This is a genomic window from Billgrantia sp. C5P2, assembly GCF_051062895.2.
The window spans coordinates 989264-1002622 of sequence record NZ_CM128542.1; the positions used below are offsets into that span (position 1 = coordinate 989264).

General features: G+C 66.7%; 11 protein-coding genes. 10 read left to right on the forward strand and 1 reads right to left on the reverse strand.

Going from position 1 to position 13359, the window contains the following annotated elements:
• Positions 1–15: 15 nt before the first annotated feature.
• The 10 genes from ACRWQA_RS04690 to ACRWQA_RS04735 all read left to right on the forward strand — a co-directional run bounded on the left by ACRWQA_RS04690 (position 16) and on the right by ACRWQA_RS04735 (position 12690).
• On the forward strand, positions 16–2199 hold the full coding sequence (locus ACRWQA_RS04690) for an ATP-binding protein (RefSeq protein ID WP_434231879.1): 2184 nt from the start codon (positions 16–18) through the stop codon (positions 2197–2199).
• 174 nt (positions 2200–2373) lie between these two features.
• Positions 2374–2445, forward strand: coding sequence for a pyrroloquinoline quinone precursor peptide PqqA (gene pqqA, locus ACRWQA_RS04695; protein ID WP_010627037.1), 72 nt, complete (start codon positions 2374–2376; stop codon positions 2443–2445).
• 72 nt (positions 2446–2517) lie between these two features.
• On the forward strand, positions 2518–3447 hold the full coding sequence (gene pqqB / locus ACRWQA_RS04700; RefSeq protein WP_434231882.1) for a pyrroloquinoline quinone biosynthesis protein PqqB: 930 nt from the start codon (positions 2518–2520) through the stop codon (positions 3445–3447).
• Positions 3448–3487: 40 nt separating this feature from the next.
• Positions 3488–4267, forward strand: a complete 780-nt coding sequence (pqqC, locus tag ACRWQA_RS04705) for a pyrroloquinoline-quinone synthase PqqC (protein ID WP_263580943.1) — start codon at positions 3488–3490, stop codon at positions 4265–4267.
• Entirely contained in the window at positions 4264–4539 is a 276-nt protein-coding gene (gene pqqD / locus ACRWQA_RS04710) for a pyrroloquinoline quinone biosynthesis peptide chaperone PqqD (protein WP_434231885.1), read from the forward strand. Before pqqC ends, pqqD begins: the two co-directional genes overlap by 4 nt.
• Positions 4532–5683 carry a pyrroloquinoline quinone biosynthesis protein PqqE gene (gene pqqE / locus ACRWQA_RS04715; protein ID WP_446326250.1) on the forward strand — a complete coding sequence of 384 codons (1152 nt, stop codon included), beginning with the start codon at positions 4532–4534 and terminating at the stop codon, positions 5681–5683. The genes pqqD and pqqE overlap by 8 nt, the downstream gene beginning before the upstream one ends.
• Before the next feature lie 91 nt (positions 5684–5774).
• The gene (gene ercA / locus ACRWQA_RS04720; RefSeq protein ID WP_434229861.1) at positions 5775–6938 is read left to right on the forward strand and encodes an alcohol dehydrogenase-like regulatory protein ErcA; all 1164 of its coding nucleotides are present in this window, start codon (positions 5775–5777) and stop codon (positions 6936–6938) included.
• A gap of 16 nt (positions 6939–6954) precedes the next feature.
• Positions 6955–8694, forward strand: a complete 1740-nt coding sequence (locus tag ACRWQA_RS04725; protein ID WP_434229857.1) for a PAS domain-containing hybrid sensor histidine kinase/response regulator — start codon at positions 6955–6957, stop codon at positions 8692–8694.
• Between the two features lie 236 nt (positions 8695–8930).
• Positions 8931–10130: a nitric oxide-sensing protein NosP gene (gene nosP / locus ACRWQA_RS04730; protein ID WP_263580938.1), complete on the forward strand. Its 1200-nt coding sequence runs from the start codon at positions 8931–8933 to the stop codon at positions 10128–10130.
• On the forward strand, positions 10117–12690 hold the full coding sequence (locus tag ACRWQA_RS04735; RefSeq protein WP_434229855.1) for a hybrid sensor histidine kinase/response regulator: 2574 nt from the start codon (positions 10117–10119) through the stop codon (positions 12688–12690). The genes nosP and ACRWQA_RS04735 overlap by 14 nt, the downstream gene beginning before the upstream one ends.
• Here the strand turns inward: ACRWQA_RS04735 and ACRWQA_RS04740 are convergent.
• Entirely contained in the window at positions 12650–13330 is a 681-nt protein-coding gene (locus ACRWQA_RS04740) for a response regulator (protein ID WP_263580936.1), read from the reverse strand. The two genes, ACRWQA_RS04735 and ACRWQA_RS04740, sit on opposite strands and share 41 nt — an antisense overlap.
• Positions 13331–13359 lie beyond the last annotated feature (29 nt).

Here is a 13359-nt window from a genome sequence, read left to right on the forward strand (position 1 = left end):
TTCTCGAGCCCAGGCATGCTGCGCTATCCGTTACGACTGAAGCTGGTGTCAGCGGCGGCGCTGATCTTCTTCACCGCGGCTCTGGTGGTGGTGGGATTGGCGGCCTGGCGGCAGGAGCAACTCCACCAGAGCGTGATCGAGGACGCGGCCTGGCACGCCTACAAGCTCGACCGGGACATTACCCAGCTGCGCAGCGACCTGGCCTTGAGGGCAGGGAACGCGAACTCCCTCGAAGCGCTGCGACTGCGCTTCGAGCTCATCTACAGCCGTATCAACCTGCTGCAGCGCGGCGACATCAACCGAGCGCTCGCCGAGGTGTCCCAGTCCGACCGGCTGCTGTCCGACCTGATCGTGCGCATCGACGACCTCGATCGCCTGCTTCAGGAGATCGGCCAACTGGAAGAGGAAGAGCGCTGGGTCTTGTCCGACCGGCTGGAACGTGTGGGAGGTCTGACCGAGCAGTTGATCATTGCCGTCAACGGTCATCTTGCCGAGTCGGCGACGCATGATCGCATGGTGCTGCAGACCCTCTATGCGCTGCTGCTGGCGCTGATCCTGGCCATGAGCCTGGCCGTTATGCTGGTGATCGTCTTCCTGGTGCGCGAGGCGCGCGACAATGCCCAGGCGCGTCGTTCGCTGGAATCCCTGAGTCGCAAGCTCCAGACCACTGCCAGCCGGGCCGAGGCCGCCAGCCAGTCGAAATCGGAGTTCCTGGCCACGGTCAGCCATGAGATCCGCACGCCGCTCAACGGCGTCATCGGCATGAGCGACCTGCTCCTGGACCAGCCGATCGATGCACAGTCGCGGGAATATGCCCGCACACTACACGTCAGCGCAGCTCGTCTACTGGAGCTGATCAACGACATTCTCGACTTTTCCAAGATCGAATCGGGCAAGCTGGAGCTCGAGCGACGTTCGTTCCGCCTGGCCGCGTTGATCGAAGATGCCTGCGGACTCTTTGCGCCCCGCGCTCGGGCCAAGGGACTGGAGCTTGCGGTCCAGGTGTCGCCGGCCCTGCCCGAGCAACTGATGGGCGATCCAACCCGGTTGCGGCAGGTACTGCTCAATCTGCTCTCCAATGCCATCAAGTTCACCGAGCATGGCGAGGTACGCGTCGAGGCAACGCAGAGCGCGACGGGGCGGCTGAACCTGGCAGTCTGCGATACCGGTCCGGGAATCGCTGAAGACAAGCTGGCCTGGCTCTTCGAGCCCTTTCGCCAAGGCGATGCCTCGACGGCAAGGCGCTACGGCGGTACCGGGCTCGGTCTTGCCATCAGTCGGCGCCTGGCGGAGGCCATGAATGGCACCATCGGCGTGGACAGCCGCCCCGGTCAGGGAAGTTGCTTCTGGATAGAGCTGCCGCTGGAACCGGCCCAGGGCGACCATGAGCCGGAAATGCCCGAGACGACGCTGTTGGAACCCGCGGTAGGTGGCCGGGTGCTGCTGGTCGAGGATGATCCGGTGAACCAGCAGGTGGCGGTGGCGTTGCTCGAGCGCCTTGGCTGCCACGTCAGTGTGGTGGACAGTGGAAGAAGGGCGCTGGCGCTGGCCGGCCGGGAAGCTTTCGATATGATCTTCATGGATGTGCAAATGTCTGGCATGGACGGTTTGGAAACCACTCGTCGCTTGCGGGCGGCTAGCGACTGGCGCGCCAGAGTGCCGGTCGTGGCGATGACCGCGGGCGGCCCGGGAGCCGAGCGGGAGCGTTGCCTGGCAGCCGGCATGACGGATTATCTGGTGAAGCCGCTGCGGCGCGGCGAGCTGGCGGCCTCGCTGCGACATGGCTTGGCCGGGAGGAGAAGTCCTCGCACGCCAGGCCTGCCGGTGGAGGAGGGCTCGCCGAGCGATCCCGTTGATGAGAGCGTGCTAGGCGAACTGCGTGAAACGCTGGGAGAGAAAGCGCTCGCGACCCTGTTTGCCGTGCATCGAGAGCAGTTGCAGCAGCATGCCGTAAACCTTCAGTCCGCCTGGGAGCAAGATGACATGGTGCAACTGGAGGAAGGCGCGCACCGTATCAAGGGCGAGTCGGGCAGCCTGGGGGGGCGCCGGCTGGCCGAAGTGGCCGGGCGCCTGGAGCGATTCGCGCATGCTAGGCAGCGCGACGAGGCGGCGACCGAACTCCAGGCCCTGCTGGCCAGCATCCCCGTCACGCTAGAGACGCTGGAAAGCTGGCTGACCGATCGACAAGGGGAACGCTAGGGAAGGTTGAATCCGGCCACCAAGAGTGGCAGCGCAACTTCCCGGTTGGCTCCAATGAAGGAGACGCTCTCCCTCCAAAGTACACCCCCCTGGAATCTTCTCGAATGCTTTACTGAGCTTGCGTCGTCGCCCCACGGCACGGCCGACACTCACGATACCAACAGGAGAGATGCCATGTGGACCAAGCCCAGCTTCCGGGATCTACGCCTCGGCTTCGAGGTCACCCTCTACATCGCCAACCGCTGATCGCCCTATCCAGAACGTACTACCGTCGAACGGGGCTGTAACGGCCTCGTTCGGTTAGAGGGAGGAGCCGTCATGCAGGTGTTGATACTCGGTTCGGCCGCCGGGGGCGGGTTTCCGCAGTGGAACTGCAACTGTGCCAACTGCTGCGGGGTACGCCAGGGGCGTGACGGCCTGAACCCCCGGACGCAATCCTCCATTGCCATAAGCATGGATAGTGAGCGCTGGCTGCTGTGCAATGCCTCGCCCGACATCCGAGCCCAGCTCAATGCCCATCCGAGACTCTTCCCCCGGCGTGGCCTACGCGACAGCGGGATCGCCGAGGTGCTGCTGGTGGACGCCCAGATCGATCACGCCAGCGGGCTGCTGTCGCTACGCGAGGGCTGTCCCATCGATGTCTGGTGCACCGCGAGCGTCCGCGACGATCTGACCGAAGGCTTCCCGCTGTTTCCCATGCTGTCTCACTGGAACGGCGGTCTTGCCTGGCGTGAGATTCCTCTGTCGGACATCTCTCGGCATTGCACCTTCGAAGTGCCAAGCTGCCCTGAACTGGAGGTCACGGCATTGTCGCTGCACTCCAATGCGCCACCCTATTCCCCACGCCGCGGCTCGCCGTCCGCTGGCGACAATCTGGGGCTGCTGTTCCGCGACAGGCTGACGGGCGGCACGCTCTTCTATGGCCCTGGCCTGGGGCAGCCGAGCGACGCGGCGAGGGCACTGATGGCCCAGGCCGACTGCGTGCTGGTGGACGGCACCCTGTGGCACGACGACGAGATGTCGCGCCTGGGAATTGCCGACACCACGGGACGTGAAATGGGGCACCTCGCCCTGGCCGGCGAGCGGGGCATGATCGCCGAACTCGATGCCCTGCCGGCTACCACCCGACGCATCCTGATCCATATCAACAACACCAACCCCATCCTGGACGAGGCCTCCGCCGAGCGCGCCGTGCTGGAGCGGCACGCCATCGAGGTCGCCCACGACGGCATGCATTTCGCGCTGTGAGCGCCAGGAGCCCCACTCGATATCATGCAGAGGACTCGCCATGAGCGCCGCACTCTCTCCCATCGCAGGCTCTTCCACTGCTGCCCTTACACCCGAGGCCTTTCGCCAGGCCCTGCTGGCCAAGGGCGACTATTACCATATCCATCACCCCTACCAGGTCGACATGGCCGAGGGGCGCGCCACGCCCGAGCAGATCCGTGGCTGGGTGGCCAACCGCTTCTATTACCAGGTGATGATTCCGCAGAAGGATGCGGCGCTGCTGGCCAACTGCCCCGATGCCGCCGTACGCCGCCGCTGGATCCAGCGATTGCTTGACCACGACGGCCATGCCGACGATGTCGGTGGCATCGAAGCATGGCTGGCGCTGGGAGAGGCGGTCGGGCTGGCCCGGGAGGAACTGCTGTCCCAGCGGCACGTGCTGCCGGGTGTGCGCTTCGCCGTGGATGCCTACGTCAACTTTGTGCGTCGGGCCAGCTGGCAGGAGGCGGCGATCTCTTCGCTGACCGAGCTGTTCGCGCCGCTGGCGCACCAGAGCCGCCTCGATACCTGGCCGGGTCACTACCCCTGGATCGACGGGGCCGGCTACGGCTACTTCCGCAAGCGCCTGAAGGAGGCGCGCCGCGACGTCGAACATGGCCTGGAAGTGGCGCTTGCGGTCTGCACGACCATGGAGACCCAGCAGCGTGCGCTGGAGATCCTGCAGTTCAAGCTCGACGTGCTGTGGAGCATGCTGGACGCCATGACCCTGGCCTACCAACTGGGGCGCCCGCCCTATCACAGCGTGACCGACCAGGCAGTGTTTCACCGGGGGCTGGCATGAACGCCCTGGCGGTGCCGACGTTGCGCCCCGGCTGGCGCCTGCAGTGGGAGCAGGCCCAGGGGCGGCATGTGCTGCTCTATCCCGAGGGCATGGTGCAGCTCAACGACAGTGCCGGGGCGATCCTGTCGCTGGTCGACGGTGAGCGCGATGTCGCCGCGCTGATCGACGAGCTCACCCGGCGCTACCCGGAGGCACCGAGCGAGGAACTCGCCCAGGATGTCATCGAGTTCTTCGTCGACGCCTTGCAGCAGGGCTGGATTCATCATGATTGATACCACTCGTTCCCAGGCCGGCGGGGGAGATGTCGGTCCCCCCCTGTGGCTGCTCGCAGAACTCACCTATCGCTGCCCGCTGCAGTGCGCCTACTGCTCCAACCCGCTCGACTTCGCCGCGGTGAAGGAGGAGCTAACCACCGACGAGTGGATCGAGGTGCTGACCCAGGCCCGTGCCATGGGGGCGGTACAGATGGGCTTCTCCGGCGGCGAGCCGCTGGTGCGCCAGGACCTCGAGACGCTGGTGGCCGAGGCGCGCCGGCTCGGCTTCTATACCAACCTGATCACCTCCGGGCTGGGGCTCGACGAGGCGCGCATCGCGGCGCTGCACGAGGCCGGGCTCGACCATATCCAGATCAGCCTGCAGGCCTCCGACCCCGAGGTCGCCGCGGCGGTGGCTGGCTCGCCCAAGGCTCACGCCAAGAAGCTGGCCATGGCGCGCGCGGTCAAGGCCGCCGGCTACCCCATGGTGCTCAACGTGGTGCTGCACCGGCACAACATCGACCGCCTCGACGACATCATCGCCCTGTGCGACGAGCTGGGCGCCGACGCCGTGGAGCTGGCCAATTGCCAGATGTACGGCTGGGCCCAGCTCAATCGCGAGGGGCTGCTGCCCAGCCGCGAGCAGCTCGAGGTGGCCGAGGCCACCACCGCCCGCTGGCGCGAGCGGCTGGCGGCGCAGGGGCGCGACATGCGCCTGCTGTTCGTGGTACCCGACTACTACGCCGAGCGCCCCAAGGCGTGCATGGGCGGCTGGGGCGCGATCTTCATGACCGTGGCGCCCGACGGCGCGGTGCTGCCCTGCCACAGCGCGCGGATGCTGCCGATGACGTTCCCCAACGTGCGCGAACGCCCGCTGCGCGAGATCTGGTACGACAGCGAGGCCTTCAACCGCTACCGCGGCGACGCCTGGATGAGCGAGCCTTGCCACAGCTGCGACGAACGCCACCAGGACGTCGGTGGTTGCCGCTGCCAGGCCTACCTGCTGACCGGCGATGCCACCGCCACCGACCCGGCCTGCTCGCTGTCGCCGGATCATCACCTGATCGAGGCCGCCCGCCGCGAGGCCGACGCCAGCGCACCCTCCATGGAGGCGCTGACCCCACGCAACGTGCACGAGTCGAAGGTGTTCTGCCGTCAGTGAAGGCTGAGACCATGGGCGTAGGGAAGCCGTCGGCGGCATCCGGTAATCTCATTGATGGTATCCATGACAACGACAACGAGGTACGGGCGCCATGTCCAGCAGCATCGCCCAGTTACGCAAGTTCGTGGCTCCTGAGATCATCTTCGGCGACGGCTCCCGTCACGCCGTCGCCAACTATGCCCAGACCTTCGGGGCGCATAACATCCTGCTGGTCTCCGATCCGGGTGTGCTGGCCGCCGGCTGGGTCGCCGAGGTCGAGGCCGACCTGGCTGCCTGCGGCATTCCCTGCCGCCGCTTCCTGCAGGTATCGCCGAATCCGCGTGCCGAAGAGGTCATGGCGGGGGCGCGGGTCTATCGCGACTTCGGCTGCGACGCCATCGTGGCGGTGGGGGGCGGCAGTCCCATGGACTGCGCCAAGGGTATCGGCATCGTGGTGGCCCACGACGGGCACATTCTCGACTTCGAGGGCGTCGACACCATCCGCGTGCCGATTCCGCCGCTGATCTTCATTCCCTCGACCGCGGGCACTTCGGCCGACGTCTCCCAGTTCGCGATCATCTCCGATCCCCAGCGGCGCATGAAGTTCTCGATCATCAGCAAGGCGGTCGTGCCCGACGTCTCGCTGATCGATCCTCAGGTCACGCTGACCATGGATCCTTTCCTGACCGCCTGCACCGGGGTCGACGCGCTGGTGCACGCTATCGAGGCCTTCGTCTCCACCGGCAGCGGGCCGTTGACCGACACCCATGCGCTGGAGGCGATGCGTCTGATCAATGCCAACCTCGTGGCACTGGTCGGCAATCCTCACGACGGCGAACTGCGCGCCCAGGTAATGCTGGGCAGCATGCAGGCGGGGCTGGCCTTCTCCAACGCCATCCTGGGCGCGGTGCATGCCATGTCGCACAGCCTGGGTGGCTTCCTCGACCTGCCGCATGGGCTGTGCAATTCGATGCTCCTCGAACACGTGGTCGCCTTCAACTTCGAGGCGGCGCCGGAGCGCTTCACCCGGGTGGCGCAGACCCTCGGCATCGACTGCCGCGGCCTGTCGCAGAGCATGATCAAGCAGCGGCTCATCGCGCATCTGGTCGAGCTCAAGCGGGCCGTGGGGCTCGACGGCACGCTGGGCAGTGCCGGTGTGCGTAGCAGCGACGTGCCGTTCCTGGCCGAACACGCCGTGGAGGATCCCTGCATCCTGACCAACCCGCGGCAATCCTGCCTGCGAGACGTGGCGGTGGTCTACGAAGAGGCACTCTAGCGCCTTGGGAGGCCTTTTGAAGAAACCCTCCGATCCCGATGGGCTCTCGGTCAGCGAGCTGATCGGCCTGGGCAGCCAGTCGGCGCGCAAGAGCTACTATCCCGAACTGACCGCGCGCATGGCCGAGCTCGAGGCCGAGCGCAACCGCTACAAGTGGTTGTTCGAAAATGCCCTGCACGGCATCTTCCAGGCGTCGCTGAGCGGGGGACTACGGGCCGCCAATCCGGCGCTCGCCAGCATGCTGGGTGACGACGACGTCGCCACCACCCTGGCGCGTTGTACGACCCTGGCGGCGCTGTTCGCCGATCCCCAGGACGCTCGCGAAGTGCAGCGGCGCGTCATCGCCGAAGGCCGGATCGTGGGCTATACCACCCGCCTGCGCGGCAGAGGGGGGCGCAGCGTGCCGGTGGCGATGACGGTGGTGAAGAAGCCGTCGAACGACGAAGAGCTGGTGGTGGAAGCCTTCGTTGCCGATATCACCGAGCGCGAGCAGGCGAGGCGCCGCCTCGAGCAGTTGAACGAGCAGCTCGAGGCGCGCGTTCAGGACCGCACACGGGCGCTCGAGCGGCTCAACGAAGAACTGCGCCAGGAGATAGGCGAACGCCGGCGCATCGAAGCCGAGCTGCGCGAGGCGCGCGACGCCGCACAGCAGGCCAACCGCAGCAAGGATCGCTACCTGGCGGCGGCCAGCCACGACCTGCTGCAGCCGATGAACGCCGCGCGCCTGCTGGTGGCCACCCTGCTCGAGCGACGCCTGGAGACGGAAGTGAGTGAGCTGGCCCAGCGCATTCACCTTTCGCTGGAGGGGGCCGAGGAGTTGTTGACCGACCTGCTGGACATCGCCCGTCTCGACCAGGACCGGGTCGAGCCTCAACTGGAGCCCTTCGCCCTGCGCGACCTGACCGACTCGCTGGCGGCGGAGTTCTCCTCGCTGGCCGCCGGCCAGGGCCTGGGATTTCACCACTGCGTGGCCGATGCCTGGATCGTCAGCGACTACCGGCTGCTGGCCAGGGTGCTGCGCAATCTTCTCTCCAATGCCTGTCGCTATACGCGAAAGGGTGGGGTGCTGCTGGGCGCGCGTCGCCGTGGCGAGGCGCTGTGGATCGAGGTGTGGGACAGCGGCGTAGGCATCCCCGTGGATCAGCTCGGGGCCATCTTTCAAGAATTCCACCAGGTCGGTGTGCGGCATGCCCGCGATCGCAAAGGAGTGGGGCTGGGCCTGGCCATCGTCGAGCGCATCGTCTCGCGACTCGGCCACGAAGTGACGGTACGCTCCTGGCCCGGACGGGGCTCCTGCTTCGCGGTGCGGGTGCCGCTGGGGGCGGCGGGCTGCCGGCAGCGCCTGACGGCGCTGTCTCCGGCACCTGAGACAGGCCTGAGCGGCTATCGGGTGCTGGTGATCGATAACGAGCCCAGCATCCTGACCAGCATGGAGGGATTGCTGGGCGGCTGGGGCATGGCGTGTTCGCTGGCGCTGGACGCCGAGGAGGCGCTCGCCGTGTCGCCGCAGCCGCCGGACCTCCTGCTGGTGGACCTGCACCTGGACGACGGGTTGACCGGCGACGAACTGGTGCTCCGGCTGCGCGAGCACTGGGGTTGCCCGCAGCTGCCGGCGGTCATCATCACCGCCGAGCGCAGCGACGCCTGGATGCAGCACCTGCGGGCGGCGAGTCTGCCGTATCTGAACAAGCCGCTGCGCCCGGGCAAGCTGCGGGCCGTGCTCAGTCAACTTCTCTCTCACTCGGACCAGGAATGAAGGCGAATACGCGGCCAGATGTTCTGCTTCAGTACGGGGCGTAAGGCTTCGGTTCTCGGGGCTGTACGGTGCGGAGACATCGAGCAGACCGACACCGTGGCACTAGGCGTGACCATGTCCTGGTAAGGCGTCTACTACCTAGGTATGCCACTGGGCGGAAAGGACACCACCCAAGTGGCATATCCCCGCCGGCGGGCGCTTCCTATACTTGAGGGGCCATTCACTGCGAGTGTCCCATGGATATCGAGCTCCCCATACCCTACGTCACCGAGAGCCCGGATCGCCACGAGGCGGTGCTGGTGGCCCACACCGGTTCCCGCGAGCCCGACATGGCTGCCCAGGACCTGGCGAGCCGGCTGCTGCATCCCTGGCTCGGCGGCGTGCTGTTCTTCTGTTCGGCGGAATATGATCTCGAGGCGCTCGGCCAGGCCATGGAACAGCACTTCGGTGGCGTGACCCTGTGCGGTTGCACCACTGCCGGCGAAATCACCGATGCCGGCTACAGCCGTGGCGGCATCACCGCCATCGGCTTCGATCAGCGCGACTTCGCCCTCGACCATGCGGTGCTCGACGACCTGGACCAGGTCTCGCTGCTCGCTGCGCAGCAGCTCACCGATGGGCTTCTCGATCGCTGCCGCCAGGCGAACATCGCCCCGATCAAGGGGCACACCTTCGCCCTGACCCTGCTCGACGGCCTGTCGGCCAGCGAGGAGCGCGTGCTGGCGACACTCAACGCCGCGCTCGGCAGCATTCCCCACTTCGGCGGCAGTGCCGGTGACGACAACCGCCTGTCCGGTACCCACGTCTACGGCAACGGGCGCTTTCGCACCGGTGCCGCGGTGGTGATCATGATCAACACTGCGCTCGATTTCGAGGTGTTCACCACCCATCACCTGCGCCCGCTCGACGACAAGCTGGTGGTGACCGCCGTGGATCGCGAGCACCGACGGGTCATCGAGCTCAACGCCGAGCCGGCCGCCGAAGAGTACGCGCGCCTGGTGGGGTGCCGGGTCGACGAGCTCGACGAGGAAGTCTTCGCCCGCCACCCGTTGGCGGTGCGCCTTCACGACCATGCCTATGTGCGTTCGATCCAGCGTGTCAACGAGGATCTCAGCCTGAGCTTCTACTGCGCCGTGGAGAACGGCATCGTGCTGACGGCCATGCGGGCCGCGCCCATTCTCGACGATCTTCGCGCCGCGCTCGACGACATCTGTGCACGCCTGGGAGCGCCGCGACTGGTGATCGGCTGCGACTGTTTCCTGAGACGTCTGGAGATCGAGGCCGACGCCGCCGGGGATGCCGCATCGGCACTGCTGCGTGACTACCGCGTGGTGGGATTCAACACCTATGGAGAGCAGTGCAATGGCATGCACCTCAACCAGACCTTCACCGGCGTCGTCATCGGCCAGCTGCGCCGAGGCAATGGCACCCGCTGAACGCGAGCGTGAGCTCGAACGCGAGATCGCCAAGCTCAAGCGCATCAATGCGGCACTGATCGAGCGCGTCGAGGCCAGCAATCTGCCGCGCAGCGCTCCCTATGCCGCCTTCGAGCATGCCGTGCTGCTTGCCGAGCAGGTGCGCGAGCGCACCCAGGCGCTCAACCAGACCACCCATGAGTTGCGCGCCAGCAACCGGCTCCTGGCCGAGGCGCGTGAGCGGGCGGAAGCCGCAGGGCAGTACCTGGCCGATGCCGTGGAGAGCATCACCGATGCCTTCGTGCTGTTCGACGCCGACCAGCGCATCCTGCGCTACAACAGCCGCTTCGCCGAGTTCTGGCGTCCGGCAGGCATCCGCATCCGTCAGGGCATGCAGCTCGAGGACCTGCGTCGCCTGGCACTGAACTCGGGGCTGGTGGTCAGTGAGCAGCTCGGCCATCGCGACCGGCGCACGGTCTACCGCCTGCACAACGACCGCTGGGTGCAGGTGCATCAACGGCCCACCCGCGGCGGAGGCCGCGTGTTCCTCTACGTGGACATCACCGAACTCAAGCGCCACGAGCACGCCCAGCGCGAGCATGCCCTGGCGCAGAAGACCCGGCTGCTGCAGGCCACCATGGACAGTCTGTCCCAGGGCGTGGCGGTGGTCACCGACAGCGGCGTGCTGGAGATGTGCAACCAGCGCTTCCGCGAGCTGACCGGGTTGGTGACGCTGGAGGTACCGCACGACCTGGCGGCGCTGTGCCGCCACAGCGAGCTGATCGATGCCGGCGACGCCCATGGCGTGACGCAGGCCTGCGAGCGGCATCTCGCCGACGGTCGGGTCGTGGAGGTGCGCGGCCATGCGATGCCCGGCGGTGGCCAGGTGCTCACCTTCACCGACGTCACCGAACGCATTCGTCACGCCGAGACGCTGCGCGAGCGCGAGCACTGGATTCGCACCATCACCGACGAACTGCCGGCAATGATCGCCTACCTCGATCGCGACCTGCGCTACGTGTTCACCAACCGAGTCTACGAGGAGTGGTACGGCTGGCCGCGCGACTTGCTGCTGGGCGGCGAGCTCGATGCCCTGCACAGCGCCGAGCATTGCGCCCAGTTGCGCCCCTACCTGACCCGCGCCCTGGCCGGCGAGAGCGTCTCCTTCGAATTCCCCGAAGTCAGCGGCAGCGGTGAGCGGCGAGTGCTGCTGCGCGCCTACGTGCCCCACTTCGACGGCGACGGCGAGGTGATCGGGCTGTTCGTGCTGATCCGCGACATCACCGAGCGGCGGCGCACCGCCGAGGCGCTGCATCAGGCGTATCAGAACCTGGAGCAGCGTGTGCGCGAGCGCACCGTCGAGCTGACGCAGGTCAACGGCCAGCTGCGCGAGGAGATCGCGGAGCGTGCCGTGATCGAGCAGCGCCTGCGCGAGGCCAAGGCGGAAGCCGAGGCGGCCAACCTGTCGAAGACCAAGTTCCTTGCCGCGGTCAGCCATGACCTGCTGCAGCCGCTCAATGCGGCCCGGCTGTTCATCGGTGCACTGAGCGAGCAGGACGTGGCACCCGAACATCACGAGCTGATCGAGCAGGCGGGACGCTCGCTCAAGGACGTCGAGAGCCTGCTCGGCACCCTGGTGGATATCTCCAAGCTCGATGCGGGAGTGGTGACCCCCGACCCCGATGCCTTCGCAGTCACGGATCTGCTCGACGGGCTGGCGCGCGAGTACCGCCAGGTCGCGGCCAGCGAAGGGCTCGCGTTTCACTACGTGCCGAGCCGCGCCGTGGTACGCAGCGACATCCAACTGCTGACGCGGGTGCTACGCAACTTCTTGTCCAACGCCATCCGCTATACCGGCGCGGGGCGCATCCTGCTCGGTTGCCGGCGTCGCGAGAAGGGGCTCGAGATCGTCGTGGGCGATACCGGCATGGGCATCGAGACCGATGAGCTAGGGGCGATTTTCCAGGAGTTCCGCCGCTCCCACGCCGCCGGCCGGCGGCAGGACCGCGGCCTCGGGCTGGGCCTGGCAATCGCCGAAAAGATCTCGCGCATGCTCGACCATCCGCTGAGCGTGGCCTCGGTCGCCGGCCGCGGCTCGTGCTTCAGCGTCCTGCTGCCTTACGCGGAGCTGGCGCCCCGCAGCCGGCCAGCCGAGCTTGCAGCGACCACGATCGCCGATGAAGGGGTGCTGGAGGGTAAGCGCATCTGGGTGGTCGACAACGACGCCGACATCTGCGAGGCGATGCGCGTACTGCTGTCGCGCTGGGGATGCGAGGTGTGCGTGGCCGACAGCGAGGCCGCCCTGGCGGCCCAGGTGGAGCCGGGCGAGACGTCGGCCGACGTGCTGATCGTCGACTACCACCTCGACGACGGCGATACCGGCCTGGCCCTGGCCGAACGTATCAATGCCCGCCGCCGCGAGCCGCTGCCGGTCATGGCGATCACCGCCAATCACAGTCATGAACTCAAGCAACAGATGCGTGAACTCGGCTATGTGCTGCTGCACAAGCCGGTCAAGCCGCTCAAGCTGCGTGTGGCGCTCAGTCGCCTGGTCGCGGACCACGCTTGTGGAAGACGCTGAAGTCGACGTCGCTGGCCGAGAGGATGGCCTGTACCCGATTGTGCACACCGAGCTTGCGCAGGATCGCCGAGACATGCGCCTTGACCGTGGTCTCGGCGATGTTCAGGTGGTAGGCGATCATCTTGTTGGATTCGCCCCGGGTCATGTGTTCGAGCACCTGTAGCTGCTTGCGCGTCAGCGTCTCCAGTTCGCGTGCGGTGACGCTCGGCTCGCCGCGGGTGGACCGCGACGCGCCACCACTGGAGCGAATGATGTCCGAGGGCAGGTAGATGTTGCCCTCCAGGATCTGCGCAATGGCCTGGGTCATCTGCTCGCGGGGAGACGACTTGGTGATGAAGCCGACCGCGCCGTAGGTGACCGCCTGCAGGATGACCTGCTTCTCCTGTTCCGCCGAGATGATCACCACCGGGATGGTCGGCGCCTCGTTGCGCAGTTGGATCAGCCCGGACAGGCCGTGCACGCCCGGCATGTTGAGGTCCAGCAGGATCAGGTCGATGTCCTCGTGCTGCTGCGCCAGGACCAGGGTCGACTCGAGGTCCTCGGTCTCGAGGACTTCGGCGTTCTCGAATCCGTCGCGAATCACGCGGCAAATGGCTTCGCGGAAGAGAGGGTGATCGTCGGCGATCAGCAACTTGTACATGGCAGGCCCCGAGAATTGTCGTTGTAGTC